This window comes from Sorangium sp. So ce185 (assembly GCF_051526825.1).
GTDB lineage: Bacteria > Myxococcota_A > Polyangia > Polyangiales > Polyangiaceae > Sorangium > Sorangium cellulosum_D.
Window position 1 is genome coordinate 3,928,993 of sequence record NZ_CP150316.1, and the last position, 17,693, is coordinate 3,946,685.

Here is a 17,693-nt window from a genome sequence, read left to right on the forward strand (position 1 = left end):
CCTGTGGAGATGGCGAACATAGCTAGATACCGTCGACACGCGATTGTGGGTTTTTTTGCAGCGACAGCCGGTGTGACGGGCTCGTTCGCCGGGTGCTCTGACTCGTACCGTGGAGAGCTCACCGGCAGCGGCTCGGGGCCCGGCGGGTCGGGCACCGGCGGCCAGGGCGGCCAGGGCGGCGAGGGGGGGAGCACGGGGACCTTCGGTCAGGGGGGGCAGTGCGAGTACACGTGTTCCAATGATCTGAAGAAGGTCATCAGCTGCAACGGCGTGACGATCGAGGAGTGCGGGCCCGAGTTCGGGTGCGTCAACGCGAAGTGCGAGCCGAACCCGTGCGAGGCGGCGGAGAAGTCGAAGAGCTCGTACGGGTGCGACTACTGGGCGCTGAAGACGGCGCTCCGGCCGACGACGCAGGGCGCGTGTTTTGCTGCGATCGTTGCGAATACGTGGGAGCTGCCGGTTCGTATCAATGTCGAACGCGGGGGACAGCCGCTTCCGGTAGAGAAGTTTGCCTATATTCCGGTCGGGCAGGGATCTATTCAGGATATTCAGTATAATCCCTACAACCCGGAGACTGGGCTTGGTGTCGGTGAGGTCGCTGTCCTCTTCCTTTCGCGACGGTCTCCCGGTTCGAGCGTTGTGGATTGCCCCAAGACCGGCGCGCTGGATCTGGAAACTGGCGTAGCGGGAACCGGCCGCGGGACGGCATTCCATATTACGACGGACTATCCGGTCGTAGCTTACCAGATGCTCCCCTACGGCGGGGGGCAGGCCGCCATGACATCCGCGACGTTGCTCCTGCCGACGAGCGCCTGGCATACCAACTACGTTGCCATCAATGGCTACTCGTCATCGGAGTCCCCCGATTTTCCTGGAGCCAATCCCTCGCTGGCCATCGTCGCCCATCAGGATGAAACCGACGTGACCATCCTGCCGAAGGTGGACATCGAAGCAGGCACCAACGTCGAGCCAGCGACCAGCAACGAGGCGAAGACTTACACGCTGAACGCTGGTGAATTCCTGCAGATTACCCAGTCTGAGGAGTTGACCGGGAGCCCCATCCAGTCGACCAAGCCCATTGGCGTGTTTGGAGCTCATGCTTGTATGGTCGTCCCGAGTAACGGTGGCGACTGTGACTCAGGGCAACAGCAAATCGCCCCTGTCAGGGCTACTGGTAGCGAGTACGTGGCGGTTCGCTACAAAAATCGCGTCACTGAGCTCGAAGAGTCGCCGCCTTGGCGCATCGTCGGGATGGTCGACAATACGGAGCTCATCTGGGAGCCGTCCAAACCGAACGGCGCGCCGGATACCATCAACCTCGGCGAAGTGGTTGAGTTTGATACGGGCGAGCCCTTTGTCGTCAGGAGCCAGGGGGTGAATAACCCTTTCTATGTTGGTCAGTACATGACCAGCGGGGACCCGTACATGTTCATCGGAGATCCCGATTGGGTGAATGTGGTTCCGCCGTCTCAGTTTCTGGATTACTATGTGTTCTTTACGGACCCGACCTATCCTGAGACGAGCCTCGTCGTCGTTCGCACCCGCTCGAAGTTGAATGGTGAGTTCGCTGACGTGGAGCTGGACTGCGCCGGCAAGCTCAGCGGGTGGGAGCCGATTGGCGATTACGAGTACACCATCGTCGATCTCACGACGGGGCGCTTCGAATCGGTGGGCGATTGCGCCAACGGCCGACACGAGATGCGGAGCGACCTTCCGTTCGGCGTCACGGTCTGGGGATGGGGCGCGATCCAGCAGAATTATCGCGTCTCCTACGCTTATCCTGCCGGTGCGGGGTTCCTGCCCATCAATGAGGTCGAGATACCCCCCACGGCCAATTAGGGGTTGTTCGACGAGCGAACCAGCACGAATGAGCCTCCTCGGGGCCGGCGATCGACCACCGACCTCGGGGGCAGCTCATGCGATCCGTTTCATGGAGCAGCATCGGCTGGGAAATCTCTCGCGCAGCGTGCGCCGACGAAGCCGTTCCTGTTGCGCGGATTTTCCGCTGATTGAGCGTCGGTAGCAACGTAGAGCCCGCTGGTCCACGCCGTACCCCCGCGGACCACACGGTTCGCCGTGTTGCCTTCAAGTTGAGCACAATCGTTGCACGGATTCGGAAGCCCTAGCTGGCTAACATCCAATACCAGCTCTCCTGCGTTGCCCGACATGTCAGCCATGCCCCACTTGGCATCGCCATCCGGAGATTTTGACCCCACGGGCAGGAAGTCCTGTATGCTGCATTCCGCTGCATGGTCCCCGTCTCCGAGGCAGTTGTAAGCTGCCCTAGACGCATCGATTGACTCTCCCCAGGGGTACAACCTCTGCTCTGCGCCCCCTGCGGCCGCATAGTTCCATTCCGCCTCGGTGGGTAGCCGCCCGCCATCCCATATGCAGAAGGCGAACGCTTCAAACCATGTCATGCATGTCATGGGATGGCGCTCGTTCTGCTCCGGAAAGTCCGTCCAGTGCGAGTATTCGCATCTGAGCGCCACTTTCAAAGCTGATTCGTCTGCGGCTAGTTCGCTGTTCCAGTTTGAGCTCCAACCACTTTCTCGAATTTTGGGATGCGCGCCTGCGCCGGAGACCGGTGGATCTGCTCGAGTGCCTTTCCCTGCCTCCACGAATGCGCGGAAACGTCCAACGGTGATCTCGTAGATGTCTAGCTGGAACCCGCTGACGGTTGCCGGGTACATGGGAGCATTGAGACGATCGAAGGTCCCTCCGGGAATGCTCGCGGTGCCGCAGCAGTCGACGCCTGGGCTGCGTCCGCAGTCGGTTCCCGCACCTGGCCCCGACCCTTGGCAGCTGGGCGCGACACAGGCGCCGAGCCGACATCCAGGGAACGGCGCTGCGCACGGCGTCTCGTCTCTCCAGGACGCCTCGACGCACTGGCGCGGCGTGCGACCGCTGCAGCCGCGCTCTCCTTCGCGACACTCCACGCAGTGACCTCGTGAACACTCCGGCTGCTCTCCGCTGCACGGCCGTTGAACGACCCACTCTTGCGAGGCGCACTGTCGCGGCACGTCACCCACGCAGTCTCGCTCGCCATCACTGCATGGAGCTTCTCCTGCTGCGGAGCTCGCGCTGCTGCCGCCGATGCCGGCGCCGGGAGCGTCCTCGAACTCATCAAGCCCGAGGACTAGACCACATCCAGCGGTAGCCAGGCCTGACGCAAGAGAAATCAGCAATGGTCGCGTCGTTGCTAGACGCGCCTTGGCCTTCGATTGCGCTTGTGTGAACATCGGCTTTGGTGAAGTTGGCGCGGTATGTTTCGCGTTGAGGTTGAGAGCTTGCTCTCGGTGGCCGAAGCTGCCGCGCAGGCGCTGCGTAGCCTCGGTCGGGTGTCCCACCTCAACCAATAGCATCGGTCGGCTCAGACATGGGAGTGTGCGTCCCTGTGGACCATCACTAGCGCCGCCGTCTCCGCCGCGACCGCCCGTCTGAAGTACATCGCCTCCCTTCGTCAAGTCGAAGCAGCAGCAGCGACGCTGCCCCGGCGGTGTCGCGATCAGCAGCGCTCTGCGTGGCTGTGCATCGTCCTTTCACCCTCGCGACCGGCGCCGCGCTCCGCGTGCCGCGACCCGCCAGGAGGCCCCACCCGCCCCGCGCGCCCCGGACACAGCCGCCCCGGCCCCCGGGGCTCCTCGCACCTCCTGGTTCGACCCAGGAGACATCCTCCCCCGGGCCGAGTAATCTCCCGCCCGGACGCCGGCCCGCATGCGGCGGAACGCCCGCGTCAACCTCGTTTTTCGAGCGTTGCTTGGAGGACAGCTCACCGTGATGGATCGAAGAAACCTGCCGGGCGGTAAGCCGCGACGCCCGTCGCGCCTTCGCTGCGCGCTGACCGCAGCCGCCCTGGCCGCACCGGCCCTCGTCGCGCTTGCGCCCTCCACCGCGCGCGCGCAGGACCGGACCTTCTACCTCGATCGCCTCAGGATGGCCGGCGCCCCCGACGACGGGATCGGGGTCTGGCGCCCCCACATGGGTGAAAAGACGCGCCTCTTCGGGCAGCTCGGGCTCGGCGCCTCGGTCCACCCGCTCCGCAACGACAACTACGTTGACGACCTCGCCGTCGAGGAGCAGCTCGAAGGCGACGGGCCCGTCACCTCGCAGCTCATCACCTACCTGAGCGCCGGCGTCGAGATCCTCGGCCGCGGCGCCCTCCAGGCCTCGTTCCCGATCGTCGTGTTCCAGGACGGCAACCAGACCTGCCACCCCGACCGGACCCTCGGCCTGGACCAGTGCGTCAACCTGAAGACCGCCACCCCGATGGACCTCCGGCTCGACGCGCGCCTCGTCGCGCTCGAGCTCGACGAGCGGCGCTTCCGTCTGGGACTCACGGCCGCGGTCTTCGTGCCCGTCGGCAACGTCTACTCCTTCGGCGGCGACCGGACCGTGAGCAGCGCGTTCGGCCTCGGCGCCGAATACGACTTCAAGGACTTCTTCGTCACCCTCAACACCGGCGTCGCGATCCGGCCGCCCGTGCGGCTCCACGAGCTCCGCGTCGGCACCGAGCTCACCTACGGCGTCGGCGGCTACGTCCCGCTGGTCGACGACACGGTCCGCGTCGGGGCCGAGATCTTCGGCTCGTTCGGCCTCCGCGAGGAGACGCTCGGCGAGCTCGACGCTTCCCCCATCGAGTGGCAGCTGAACGGCCGGATGGCCCTCACCAAGGACAAGGCGCTCTACGCGGGCGCCGGCGTGGGCACCCGGATGAGCGGCGGCTACGCCCCGGATTTCCGGGGCGTCGCCGTCGTCGGCTACTCGTTCAGCATCGCCGACTCGGGCACCCGGTCGCCCGGCTTCAACTACGTCATCGAGCAGGAGAAGGACACCGACGGCGACGGCTACCCCGACGTCATCGACCTCTGCCCGGAGGACCCCGAGGACGGCAAGCAGCCGAAGCCGGCCGACGGCTGCCCGGACATGCCCGATCGCGACGGCGACGGCATCCCCGACGTCGTCGACAGGTGCCCCGACGATCCCGAGGACAAGGACGGCATCGACGACCGCGACGGCTGCCCCGAGGAGGACGCGGACCAGGACGGCATCCCCGACGCCGAGGACAAGTGCCCGAAGGAGCCGGGGCAGGTCGTCGTCGACGAGCCCGAGAAGAACGGCTGCCCGTACTACATCCGCAGGATCACCGGCTCCGCCGAGATCGAGATCATGAAGCAGGTCGAGTTCGAGTTCGACAGCTCCAGGATCCTCCCGCAGAGCTATCCGATCCTCGACGAGGTCGTGCGGCTGCTCAAGGCGAACCCGGAGATCAAGCTGCTCAGCATCGAAGGGCACACCGACAACCAGGGCACGATCGACTACAACGACCGGCTCGCGCACAACCGGGCCATCGCGGTCAGGGTCTACCTGATCAACAAGGGCATCCAGGCGGAGCGGCTCACCTCCGTGGGCTACGGCTCCCGCCGGCCGCTCGTGGCCAACGACACGCCGGAAGGCCGGCAGCGCAACCGGCGCGTCGAGTTCCACATCAAGTCACAGTCGATCGAGGGCCGGTAGGCTCCCGCCCGGGCCGGCCGGATCCACGCCGAGATCCGCCGGCGCCGGCGCGCGCGTGCCTCGCCACGTGCGCGCCGGCGCCCTCTCCGCGATCCGAAGGGCCTCGCCGGCCGCGCGTTCGCGCGCCGGGCGCTGCGCTCGCGAGACGGCCGCGCTCGCGCGACGGCCGCGCTCGCGAGACGACCGCGCTCGCGCGACGGCCGCGCTCGCGGGACGGCCGCGCTCGCGGGATGGCCGCGCTCGCGGGCCGGCCGCGCTCGCGGGACGGCCGTGCTCGCGAGATGGCCGCGCTCGCAGGCCGGCTGCGCTCGCGCGACGGCTGCGCTCGCGCGCGGTTGAGCGCGGCCCGCCGCGGCGCTCAGTCGTCGTGATGCCCGAGCGCCGGGCGGCGATGGTCGCACTTGCCGGGGATCGGGAAGCCGCAGACCTGCTCTTCGAGCAGGCAATCCTGCGCCGCCGGGCACTGCTCCGGATCGAGGACCGCCGGATCGCACGGGCGAGAGCAGAAGTCGGGCCTCGGCAGCGGAGCGTCGTAGCGACCGTTGCCGTCGACATCGATGTAGATCGGGTTGGTCACGGCATAAGGCGGGACCGGCGACCAGTCGGGCACCGTCGGCGTGGGCGCGAACAGGGCGCTGATCGCGGGGATCCTCCCGAACCCGTCGCTCGCCAGCCGCGAGAGCTGGATCTCCCCGAACGGGACGTCGAGGGAGACAGGGCTCATGAGGTTCCTGTCCTCGAGGCCCATGGCGATGATCACCACCCAGGAGTCGCGCTCCGGCACCGTGAAGGTGACCTTGCCGCGCACGTCCACGAGCGCGCTCGGCGGCATCTCCGGCTCCAGCAGGCGGATCATCCTGCCGTTCAGGTAGATCTCCACCCGATCGACGCCGAACCAGCTCGCCGTCTGGACATCGAAGAGGAGCTCGAGCGGCTTGCCGGCGCTCGCCCCCGCCACCTCGCCGTAGGTCTTGCCGCCGATCGTCGCCCGGATGAAGGGGCCGTACGTCGCGAAGGCGTGCGCGCCCCGCAGGCTCTCGACCGCGGCCGGCGTCTCGAGCGCCGCCGGGGAGTCGGTCGCGCTGCGGAAATAAGTCCGCGGGAAGCCCGGCTCCTTCGAGGCGTCGTGGCCGTCGCTGCTGGCGATCTGCGCCGGCAAGAACCCCCGCTCGAGGTAACGGAAGTAGTCGTCCACCTGGCCCGCCCGGAACGTGCAGGGCTCGTCGCGCGCCTCCGCGGCGACGGGCGCGTCGCCGAGCGCGGCGGGCCCGCAGAGCTCCTGGCTGTCGGGGCTCGTGCCGGGGAAGCCCCAGTTCTTCTCCTGCTCGTCGGGCGTTCGCGCGAGGATCCGCTTCGTGAGCGCCCACGCGAGCTCGGTGCGCGCGCGGCGCTTGCAGTCGGCGATGGCCAGCGCGACCGCCGCGCCCGAGGGCGAGCCGGAGGCGCCGCCCGCCGCCGGCGCCGACCCGCCGGGGGCCGCGCAAGGCGCGCGCAGCCAGCCCGCCACCTCGGGGCACGCCGCCTCGATCTCGCCTTCGCCCTGGGCGGCGTTCAGCCGCGCGAGGCAGCGATTCCAGTCGACGACCTCGGCCACGCTCGGCGTGCGCACCAGATCGAACCGCTTGCCGTTGATGACCTCCATCGCGTCGAACGCGCAGCTCGCCGTCCGGAACACCGGGTTGTTCTCCTCGAGGAACGTCGGCGTCCGGTCCATCGTGTAGGTGTCGACGCCGAGCTGCTCGATGTAGCCGAAGAAGCCGTCGCGCGGGTGGGCGACGATCGTCAGCGGCTCCACGGTGCCGTCGCCCGAGGCGCGGATGGCGTCGAGGATCGTCCCGCCGGGCTCGCACGTCCAGTCGTGCGCGCCGTGGGTCGGGACGTCGAGCTCGTCGTACTTGAGCGGGAAGCCGATGAAATGCCCCTGCTCCAGCGTCGTGATCTCCGCCCCGATCGCGGTGGCGAGGTGGGGCGCGAGCCCGAGCGCGCGCGCGGTCGGCTGGTAGTCCGTCTCGACGTCGTGGTCGGTCGACACCGCGAGCTCCACGCCCTCGGCCGCCACCATGGCGACCCGCCGCGGCACGGGCATGCCGCTGTCGAAGCTCGGCCTGGAGTGGAGGTGCATGTCGGCCGACATCCACCCGCTCGTGTCGACCTCGCGCACGAGCGTGGCGTCGAGCTGGAGCGCGCGCCCCGGCGCGAGCGTCACGTCGCGCTCCACGTAGATCCCGTACTCGATGCCTCGCGACACCGTGATCTGGTATCGCCCCGGCTCGATCTCGACCTCTCCTTCGCCCGTGGCCGTGACCTCGATGGCGCGGTTGCCGTTCCCGAGCCGGCCGTCGCCGAGGTAGACCCTGCGCCGGCCGTCGCCCGGGAGCCGCCGCCCCGCGTCGTCGAGCGAGATGAAGGCGAGCTTGGCCGGTATCCGCTGGCCGGCCTCGTCCGCGACGCGGTAGCGCACCGTCGCCGGCGTGGGCAGGCGCGGCGACACCGCGACCTGCTCGCCGGCCCCGAGGCGCACCCGGACCGGCGCCGACGTCGCCGTCCCCGCGGCGTTCCGCGCGACGAGCACGTAGCTGCCGGGCGGCAAGGCGCCGCGGAAATCGCCGTCCTCGGACGGATCGAGGCCGACATCCGCGTCGATCTCGTTGATGAGGCCCACGTCGCCGCGCGCCTCCCGGTTGGCCGCCACGAGCTCGTCGAGCGAGCCGAAGGGCCGCGACGGATCCGGGTCGGAGAAGACGAACACCCGCGCGTTCGGCGCGGCCTCCAGCGTGCTCTCCCACAGCACGTGGCCGTGGACCGTGCCCGTCTCGGTCCCGCGGAGCCGGTGCATCACGTCGGTCACGCTCGCGATGTCGCCGTCGCCCACGGCGAGGTAGCGCTCGTAGCTGAACGCGCGGTGCGCGTCGCACGCCGCGTCGTCCCCCTCGCTGAACAGGCACGATCGGCTGGCGGACACGAACGCCGTCGCCGCGCTCGCGAAGAGGGGCACGTTGACCACGGACGGCGCCGCGCCCTCCTGCGCCCTGGTGAAGTAGCCGTAGCTGACGTCCCCGCCCGCCGCGGCCACGAAATCGAACGTGAGCGGCTCCGAGAACGAGTTCCGCCCGGCGTTCCAGGCGTCCTGGACCGCCGTGTCCTCGTCGAAGCCGGCGCCGGGCGCGAAGACGTCGTTCTGGTTGCCGAAGAACACGAAGTCTCCGGCGACGATGCCGGCGCGGCGCGCCGCCTCCTCCTGCGCCTGGTCCGCGGGATCCCCGAGGACGCCGCCGAGCACCGAGACGGGGGCCGTGGCGTTGTCGAGCGGCAGGACGTCGCTGCACGCGCAGGTCAGGCAGCCGCCCGGGTCCTGCTGGTACCCGTCCGGGCACGGCTCGCAGCTCCTCGGGGCCTCGCAGCCGGGCGGCGGCTTGTCGTCGAGCAGGAGCACCGTGCGCACCGTCACGAACCGATCGCCCGGGCGAAGGAGGTAGTCTGTCCGGAAGCGGATCCTCGAGCGGACGTTGGGGAAGAAGAGGCCGAGCAGGTCCTCCTGCGCCCGGAGCAGGCCTATCGCCTCGAACAGGAACTCCCCGTCTCCCTCGACGCGGATCCCGGCCTCGGCGCCGTCCGAGCCGTCGGCGAGCACCGAGACGTCGGTCGCCGTCGGGTCGGGCACGATCAGGTTGGCGAGCGAGAACATCTCAGCGAACCGATCTCGCCCCTGTCCGCCCTCCTCGCCGATCCGGCCGCGGCGCCGATCGACGTCGACGATGGCGCCGCCGAAGATCCCCGGCCCGGGCGAGTCCCGCCCGCCGAGGATGGCCACGCGGATCTGGTCGTTCTCGAGCAGGAAGTCGCCGACGTCCGCCATCGCCACCGGGCCGCCGACGAGCTCGGCCCGGTGCTCGATCCGCTTGGCGCGGAGCAGCCGGTCGCCCCCGCAGCTCGGCAGCGCGGGGGCCGCGAGCGCGGCGGCGGCGAGCGGGAGGAGCGCGACCCTCGTGAACCAGCGGTGTGTTCGCCGCACAGCGATCTCTCCTACAGCGAGAGCTGGAGTTGCAGGATGACGGCGTCGTTCGCCAGCGAGAGCCCGCCGAGCTCTTCACGATGCGTGTAATCGAGCTGCGCTTTCAGCAGATCGTCGTACGCGTGGTAGCTCACGCCGCCCGTGAGCGCGAGGTTGTCCCCCTCGTCGTCGACATCGATGTTGGGGTCGATCCACTCGACCCGGCCCGAGACGCCGAGCTTCCGGGCGACGACCATATAGCCTGCCTCGAAGACGAGCGCGAGCGACGACACCGACGTGACCTGCGAGATCGGCTGGGTGGGCACCGATTTGGGGCTCGCCCCGGTCCAGAGCACCTCGCCGAGCGCGTGCAGCCCCGCGGCGTGCAGCAGGACGTCGGCGCTCGCGCCGTACAGCGTGCGTGCGCCGCCGTTGCTGAAGAAGCCGTCGGCGCCGACCCCGAATCGAAAGGGCGAGTGGGCGACGTCCTGGAGGGTGCGGCCGAGCGGGCCTCGCGGCTCGGTGGCGAGCCTGCCGGCGAAGGCGATCCCCTCGAAGCGGTTGCCGAGGGGGGCGAGGCTCTCGGAGTGGCCTGCGTAGAACTGATCGGCGCGCTGGAAGGCGTTGTAGACGCCCGCGTGGTAGCTGAAGGCGCGGTCCTGGAAGTGCCCCTCGGCCTGGATCCCGACCTGCGTGAACGGCGCCATCGCGCGGACGGCGAGCGGCCGTTCGGTGAGCGCGCCGTCGCCGGCGCCGAGCATCGCCGAGCGCGAGAAGGGCACGGTCCGCGCGCCCGCGTAGACCTCGAGCGCGCGCTCCGCCGTGACGCCGGCCCACGCCTCGTGGATGCGCGCCGTCCCCTCGTCGCCCCCGGCGAGCTCCGTCGAGACGGCGAACCGGACGAGCCCCGCGACGTCGCCGCGTAGCCCGACGCGGGCGCGGCGCAGCCGGAAGCCGGGCTGCTCGGCGCTGTCCCCGGCCTGGTTCAGCGCGTCGTCGCCCACGTAGGGCGCGGCCTGCAGCGCGAGCAGCGCGATCGGCGCGACCTCCAGGGGCCCGAGCGCGACGCGCATCCGCTCCCGGAAGCCCGGCGAGAGGAGGTCGCCGCGCGCGGGCGCCTGCGAGCCTTGCGCCGGCGCCTCCCGCCGCGGCGGCTGGCCCACCGGCGCGCTCGGGCTGGCGGCGGGCGGCGCGGCGCGCTCCGGCTCACCGGCCGGCTCTCCGCTCGCCGCCTGCGCCTCGGCGGGCGCCTCGGTCGCGGGCGCCTCGGCCGCGGGCGCCTCGGCCGCGGGCTCCTGCGCGCGCGGCGAGGAGAGGGCGAGCAGGACGGCGGCGCCGCCTGCGACGCAAGCAAGGTGCCTCATGGCTTCAGGTCTCCTGGAGGGCTGCGTGGAGCGCCCCGTGCCGCTCCGGATGGCCGGTGGGTGTCATCGCGTGCCGTGTCTGCCTGCGAGGTGGCCGGGAAACTAGAGGAAGACACGCGGCGCTGCAATCGGCGCCGCCTCCTGTGCTAAGGCTCGCAGCCCCTCGCGGGTCTTTCCGCACCTCGCGCCGCGCGCGCAGGGAAGGGGAGGGCCACCGTTCTCATGGAAATGCCCGGTTCGAGCCCGCCCGACAGCGCCCTCACGCCCGCCGCGGCGCCGCCCCGGCGCGACGTCGCGGCCGAGCCCCCCGCGTCGCGGCGGTGGCCTGGCTGGGCGAGCGATCGCGGCTTCGTCGCGACCTTCGCGCTCCTCGCCGTCGCGGCCATCGTGCCGATATGGCGCGTGCGGTTCCTGCCGCTGCTCGATCTGCCGAACCACCTCGCGGCCGTTCATATCTGGCACCACTTCGACGAGCCGTGGACTCGCTACCGGGACTTCTACGAGCTCAGCCTTCGTCCGGCCCCGTACGGCGCCTATCACATCCTGACGCACCTCCTCGCCTACGCCGTCGACCTCGAGGACGCGAACCGGATCGTCCTCTCCGGGTACGTGCTCGGGATCCCCGCGGCGGCGCTCGGCTGGGCGCACCGGACGCGGCGCAGCCCCTGGCTCTCGCTGCTCACCTTCCCGCTGGCGTTCAGCCTCTCGTGGGCGTGCGGCTTCCTGCCGTTCCTCGTCGGCATCGCGCTGCTGCTCGCCGGCGTCGTCGCGCTCGACGCCCATCTCGAGCGGCCGAGCCCCGGGCGCGCCGCCGCCGTCGCGCTGCTCAGCGTCGGTTGCGGCCTCAGCCATCCGCTCATCCTCTTTGGCTATTACGTCTGCGTCGCCGCGCTGATGCTCTGCTATCTGCCCCGGTGGTCGCGCATCCCCCGCGCGCTGCCGCTCTTCGCGCCCGCCGTCGCGCTCCTCGCCTGGCAGCTCGTCGCCTTCGAGAGCCCCATGGTCGACCTGCGGAGCGGCCCGCGGTTCCAGGGCGCCTGGGTGCCCTGGCACGAGATGCTCCGCTCGTTCCCCGAGTACACGCTCAACTCGGTGTCGGGCGAGCTCGACACCCGGCTCTTCTGGGTGCTGCTCGCGGTGGCGTCGCTGCTCTCGCTCTGGAGCTTGGCCCGGCGCTTCGGCCTGCTCCTCCCCGCGCTGGACGCGGCCCCGCCCGCCAGCTCGCCGATCGGCCGGCTGCACCACCACCGCTCCCTCGTCCTCTGCGCCGCGATGGTGGCCTGTTATTTCCTCGTGCCGCTGCACCTCGCTCGCCCGTTCGACTGGTGGTTCGTGAGCGGGCGCTTCTCGCCGCTCATCTGCTTCTTCGGATTCCTGGCCATCCCGGCGCCGCTCCGGGGCCGCGCTCGCCTGCTGATGGCCCCCGCCGCGGCGGTCGCGCTCGTGCTGCCGCTCCACCTCTCGGAGAAATACGCGAGCTTCGACGCGCGGCTCGAGCCGTTTGCCCGCATCGTGGCGCGCATCCCGCCGGGCGCCGAGGTCCTCTTCGTGTCGCTGCCCCCGCGGACCGACGAGGCCTTGATCATCGAGGGCACGAACCACTTCTCCTCGTGGGTGCAGCTCATGCGCGGGGGCTTCAGCGCGGATGGCTGGCACAACGTGGGTTTCCCCTTCAAGCTGAAGCGCCGGCTCCCCGCGCCGCCGTCGAACCGCGGTGAGTGGTTCAAGCCGGATGTCCACGGCGTCGCGTACGACTACGTGATCCTCCGCAACGAGCGGCCGGAGAGGCCGGTATTCACCGCGGCGCACACCTCGTTTCGCCGGATCGAGCGCGACGGCGCGTTCACGCTGTACGAGCGCACGCGCTGATCGCCGTCTCGGTCGCACCTCCGGCGAGCTCGGCCTATCGCGCCGCGCGCGTCATCGCCCGTCGAGGGGCGCAGCCGATCTCCGCGGATCCGCCGTCGTCCGCGGCGCCGGCGGGGTATCCTACGATCCTTGCGGTCGGGCGCCGCTCGGGTGCGCCGCCTCCGCGGAGGGGAGCAGCTCGCCGATGTCGACAAGAACCCGCGCTGTCCGTCGCCGCCCGCTGGCCTGGACCGGAGGGCTCGTCGCCCTGGCGGGGCTCGCGCTCGCGTCCGCGGCGGCGCCGTCCTGCGCCGCCGGCGCCGGATCTCCCGGCGTTCCCCTGGGCGGCGGAGGGGAGGGCGGGGGCGATTGCCCGACCGACTGCTCCGCGGATCCGGGCGCTCCGCTCTGCGACCGGGCGACGGGCAGCTGCGTCGCGTGCCTCCCCGGCCCGGACGCGTGTCCGGCCGGCCAGGTGTGCGATCCCGAGGCGAAGCGCTGCGTGGCCGGATGTGAATCCGAGTCCGACTGCCCTGCTCCGCTCCACTGCGATCCGGCCGAGCACACCTGTGTTGCCTGTGTCGCGGACGGCGACTGCCCTCCTGGCACGCTGTGCACCGGAGAGGGCGAGTGCGCTCAGGGCTGCTCGCCGACGCGCCCGTGCGACGGCGGCGCCTCGTGCTGCGACGGGCTCTGCCGGGATCTCCAGACCGACGCGCTGAGCTGCGGCCTGTGCGGTCGGGCGTGTCCGGATCTGGCGCACGGCGAGAGCGCCTGCGTGGCGGGCGGCTGCGTGCTCAGCGCCTGCGACGGCGGCTTCCTCGACTGCAACGAGGACCCGGCGGACGGGTGCGAGCACGACGAGGGGGCGCGCGGGCCCTGCTCGTGCACGCCGGGCGAGGCGAGGGCGTGTTATCAGGGGGCGCCTGGCACCGAGGGCGCCGGTCCCTGCGCCCCTGGGGTCTCCACGTGCAGGCCGAGCGGCCTCGGTTGGGGGCCGTGCCTCGGCCAAGTGCTGCCGGAGCTCGACGCGTGCGCCGACGGCATCGACAACGACTGCGACGGCACGGTCGACAACCCGCCCGATGAGGACGGCGACGGGTGGACGATCTGCGAGGGCGATTGCTGCGACTCCTCGCTGGACGCGTGCGGCCCCGCGTCCCTCATGAACCCTGGCGCCTTCGAGGTGGCGGACAACGGGATCGACGACGACTGCGACGGCGCGGTCGACAACGCCTCGCCTTGCGACGAGGGGCTCGCGAGCGATTCGGCGACCGCGCTCGACTACGCGAAGGCGATGGATCTCTGCGCCACCACGACGACGTCGCGGCGCACGTGGGGCGTCATCTCGGCGAGCTTCCGCCTCGCCGACGGCGCCGGCACGCCCGTGGCGGCCCAGCGGTCGATCCGCCGGGGCTTCGGCTCCGGCATCCTGCCGCTCCGGGGCGCGCGGCTCGCGGTGCTCTCGACGGGCGTGGCCGCGGCCCAGGCGTCGCCGAACAACACGCGGCCGAGCTTCGCCCCGTTCCAGGGCGGCCAGAACATGGGGACGTCGAGCGGCATGCCCGCGGACTGGCTCGAGGCGAACGGCGAGCGCCTCCCGAACACGCCCGGCTGTCCGGAGCCGCTGGGCGGCACGACGGCCCACGATCCCGTGATGTTGCGGCTGCGCGTGCGCGTGCCGACCAACGCGAGCTCGTTCAGCGTCTCGACGTTCTTCCTCTCGTCCGAATACCCGGAGTGGGTGTGCAGCCGGTTCAACGACTTCTTCCTCGCGCTCCTCGACTCCACGTTCGAGCCCTTCCCGGGCGAGGCGGCGAACCCCGACGACAAGAACCTCGCGTTCTACGATCCCCCGCCCGCCGGCGGCTCGGTCTACCCGCTGGGCGTGAACCTCGCATTCGGCGATACCGGGCTCTTCACCCAGTGCGTCAACGGGCCGACCGGGTGCGGCGGCGGCGCCAAGGCCGGCTCGACGACCACCTGCACGGGCGTCGGTCAGCTCCTCGGGACGGGGTTCGACATCACGAGGCCACCCGCGCAGATCGAGGGCGAACCTGGCTGGTGCGGCACGAGCGAGCGCGCCGGCGGCGGGACCGGCTGGCTGGTCATGAATGGCAACGTCGTCCCGGGAGAGATCATGGAGCTGAGATTTGTGATCTGGGACACAAACGATCCCTGGAACGACTCCGTCGCCCTCCTCGACAACTTCCGCTGGTCGGCGTTCGCCGCGACGCCGGGGACGCGCGATTGACGGGGGCGAGCGCGGTCTGACCGGCGGAGAGGTCCATGTCGTCGGATGTCGCCTCTGGAGGCGGCATCTCGCGTCGGGCCATCGGGTGGCGGCGTCAGGGGGGCGCGCGAACGCAGCGGACGGACGGCGACCCGTTTACACTGCGCGTCGAGCCGGGGACCGCGGCACGCATCCCTCGGTCGCGCTCGAAGGAGCGCTTCTGTTCATCACCAAGGAGACTGCATGAGGAGAACGATCACCCCGCTCGCGCTGTTGCTCGCGAGCCTGTCCTTCGCCACGCTCGGCTGCGACAGCAAGGGGAACGACGCGACGACCCCGGGGGCGGTGGCCGAGGGCAAGCCGACCGAGAGCGCGGCCCCGGCGGCCCCGGCGGCGACGACGGCCGCGCCGGCGGCGACGCCGGCCGCGGCCACGGCCGAGCCTTCGGCGGCCGCGCCGGCGGAGACGGCTGCGGCGGCGGCCGCGCCGGCGGAGACGGCCGCGGCGGACGCGAAGGCGGAGACGGCCGCGGCCGCCGCGAAGGCGACCGCGGCGGCGTCGGCCGTTGCGGCCGCAGCGCCGGCGGCGACCGGCGCTGCCCAGGCGGGCGAGAAGAAGTTCGAGTGCGGATCGAAGGGCCAGAAGCTCTGTCCGATGCAGGCCTGGATGAAGAGCACGATGGCCTCGGCGACCTCGAGCGGCGACGGCGAGAAGATCGCCGCGGCGCTCCAGTACGTGGCTGGCAAGCCGCCGCCGGGCATGGGCAGCTGGGGGGCGATCTCCAAGGCCGGCGCCGCCAAGGCGAAGGCCGGCGACATCGACGGCGCGAAGGCGAGCTGCAAGCAGTGCCACGACCTCTACAAGGAGCAGTACAAGAAGACGATGCGCGATCGTCCCTGGTGAGCCGCCCGCGGCGCCTGGCGGGGGCGCCCCCGTGCGCCGGCGCCGCTGCGTCTCTGCGGCTCACGTGTCGATAAGTTAGGTTAACTAACGGATTTGCTGGCGCGCTGCGCCCGCGCGCCCCCCATGCCGTGGCCGGAGCCCGGCGTGCGGCGTGCGGCGTGCGGGGTGCGGCGTGCGTGCCCTCGTGTGCCCGCGCCGCCCGCAGCCAGAGCGCAGCCGCAGCCAGAGCCCGACGTGCGACGCGCGACGCGCGACGCGCGTGTCCTCGTGCGCCCGCGCCGCGGTCGCCGTCCGGCCGGAGGAGCGCGGGACAAACATCTTGGATGGGAAGGGGTGATGCGATAGAGCGCTGAGCTGATGGCGCGCGCTGCTCGCACAGGCCCTGGGGGCGCCCCCGCGCCGGCCACCTCGCCCGGTCGCGCGCGGGGGGCCGCCGGCTCGAGCGGGGCCGGGAGCGCGCCCCGCGGGCGCGTCGGCCAGGCCGCCGACCCGTTCTCCAGCAGCGCGCTGCCGCCCTCGAAGCCGCGCGCCGGCGCGACGCCGCGGCTCACGGGGGACGCGGCGCCCGACGTCAGGCCGAGCACGGCGGCCCCGCCACCGCCGAGCGTGCGCCCTCCGCCGAGCGTGCGCCCTCCGCCGAGCGTGCGCCCTCCAGCGGCCCCGGCGCGGACGGACGCGCCCCCTCCGGCGGCCGCCTCGAGGAGGCCTCCTGCGCCGGAGGACGACGAGGACGAGGACGACGAGGACGACGCCAAGGGCGGCCCGCGGCGCGGCCGGCCGCGTGGCCCGTTCACGCAGCACCGGCGGCTCGACTCGCTGCGCAGCCTGCTGCAGAAGCACCCTGCCGGCCTGACGATCTACGACCTCGCGCGCGAGCTCAACGTCACGCCGCGCTCGCTCCGGCGCTACCTCGTCGAGGTGAAGCGCGAGCTCGATCTCGTGTCGGTCGCCACGCGCCCCGGCGGCCCTCGCCTCTGGCGCCTCTCGCCGAGCGAGGCGCCCCGGCGCGTCGAGGTGCGGCGGACGCAGGCGTACGCCCTGCTCGCCGCCCGCCGTCTCTTCGAGCCGATGCGCGGCTCGACGCTCTTCGAGGAGATCGATCTCGCCGCGCAGCGGCTGCTCGGCGTCGCGCGCAGGCCAGGGCGCGGCCCGAACGCTGGCGTCGCCGACGCGCGGCTGGAGGAGCGCTTCCTCTACCTCCCGTTCGCCCCGAAGGACTACGCCGCGCGGACCGAGGAGCTCGACGACCTGTTCCAGTCCGTCGCCGATCTGCGCCCGCTCCGGTGTCGTTACCGCCGCTCGCGGGACGGGCGCGAGGAGCGGGTGCTCATCCATCCGTACGCGCTCGTCCTCTACAAGGACGCGATCTACTGCGTGGGCCTCCACGTGAGCCGCGGCGAGGTGCGCACGTTCCTGCTCGATCGCATGCGCGACACGGAGTGCGCGGTCACCGAGCGCTTCGAGCTGCCCCCTGATTTCTCCATCGACGACTACTTCCAGGGCCAGTTCGGCATCTGGCGCGGCGGTGAGCCCCGGCGCGTCGTGATCGACTTCGACGAGCGCGTGACCGAGTTCGTGCGGACGCGCAAGGTGCACCCCTCCCAGGAGATCACGCAGCTGCCCGGCGGAGGCGTGCGGCTCACGATGCACATCGGCGACATGACCGAGCTCGCGACGTGGGTGCTCGGCTTCGGCGAGACCGCCCGCGTGGTCGAGCCGCCCGACCTCGTGGACCGCGTGAAGCGCGAGCTCGCCGGCGCGATCGCCCGCTACGCGGAGCCGCCGCCGGCCGAGGGCTCGGGGCAGGCCGAGGGCCAGTAGGGGCTCGCGGGCGCGC

General features: G+C 71.3%; 9 protein-coding genes. 6 read left to right on the forward strand and 3 right to left on the reverse strand.

From position 1 onward, the window contains the following. Nucleotides 1-9: 9 nt before the first annotated feature. On the forward strand, nucleotides 10-1,839 hold the full coding sequence (locus WMF26_RS14620) for an IgGFc-binding protein (protein ID WP_438000831.1): 1,830 nt from the start codon (nucleotides 10-12) through the stop codon (nucleotides 1,837-1,839). 89 nt (nucleotides 1,840-1,928) lie between these two features. Here the strand turns inward: WMF26_RS14620 and WMF26_RS14625 are convergent, their stop codons facing one another. Next, nucleotides 1,929-2,729, reverse strand: a complete 801-nt coding sequence (locus WMF26_RS14625) for a formylglycine-generating enzyme family protein (RefSeq protein ID WP_438002409.1) — start codon at nucleotides 2,727-2,729, stop codon at nucleotides 1,929-1,931. A 1,051-nt stretch (nucleotides 2,730-3,780) separates the two neighbouring features. On the opposite strand from WMF26_RS14625, the gene WMF26_RS14630 reads away from it, so the two are divergent. Next, nucleotides 3,781-5,517, forward strand: coding sequence for an OmpA family protein (locus tag WMF26_RS14630; protein WP_438002410.1), 1,737 nt, complete (start codon nucleotides 3,781-3,783; stop codon nucleotides 5,515-5,517). Between the two features lie 358 nt (nucleotides 5,518-5,875). Here the strand turns inward: WMF26_RS14630 and WMF26_RS14635 are convergent, their stop codons facing one another. Then, nucleotides 5,876-9,529 (reverse strand): PHP domain-containing protein, encoded by a 3,654-nt coding sequence (locus WMF26_RS14635; protein ID WP_438000832.1) that lies wholly within the window; start codon nucleotides 9,527-9,529, stop codon nucleotides 5,876-5,878. 11 nt (nucleotides 9,530-9,540) lie between these two features. After that, a complete protein-coding gene (locus WMF26_RS14640; RefSeq protein ID WP_438000833.1) occupies nucleotides 9,541-10,872 on the reverse strand; it encodes a porin in 1,332 nt (443 codons plus the stop codon). 222 nt (nucleotides 10,873-11,094) lie between these two features. Here WMF26_RS14640 and WMF26_RS14645 point away from each other — a divergent pair, with 222 nt between their 5' ends. The 4 genes from WMF26_RS14645 to WMF26_RS14660 all read left to right on the forward strand — a co-directional run bounded on the left by WMF26_RS14645 (nucleotide 11,095) and on the right by WMF26_RS14660 (nucleotide 17,677). After that, the gene (locus WMF26_RS14645) at nucleotides 11,095-12,741 is read left to right on the forward strand and encodes a hypothetical protein (protein WP_438000834.1); all 1,647 of its coding nucleotides are present in this window, start codon (nucleotides 11,095-11,097) and stop codon (nucleotides 12,739-12,741) included. A 184-nt stretch (nucleotides 12,742-12,925) separates the two neighbouring features. Continuing rightward, the gene (locus WMF26_RS14650) at nucleotides 12,926-14,974 is read left to right on the forward strand and encodes a MopE-related protein (RefSeq protein ID WP_438000835.1); all 2,049 of its coding nucleotides are present in this window, start codon (nucleotides 12,926-12,928) and stop codon (nucleotides 14,972-14,974) included. A gap of 222 nt (nucleotides 14,975-15,196) precedes the next feature. Next, nucleotides 15,197-15,856, forward strand: a complete 660-nt coding sequence (locus tag WMF26_RS14655; RefSeq protein ID WP_438000836.1) for a hypothetical protein — start codon at nucleotides 15,197-15,199, stop codon at nucleotides 15,854-15,856. A gap of 357 nt (nucleotides 15,857-16,213) precedes the next feature. Continuing rightward, a complete protein-coding gene (locus tag WMF26_RS14660; RefSeq protein ID WP_438000837.1) occupies nucleotides 16,214-17,677 on the forward strand; it encodes a helix-turn-helix transcriptional regulator in 1,464 nt (487 codons plus the stop codon). Nucleotides 17,678-17,693 lie beyond the last annotated feature (16 nt).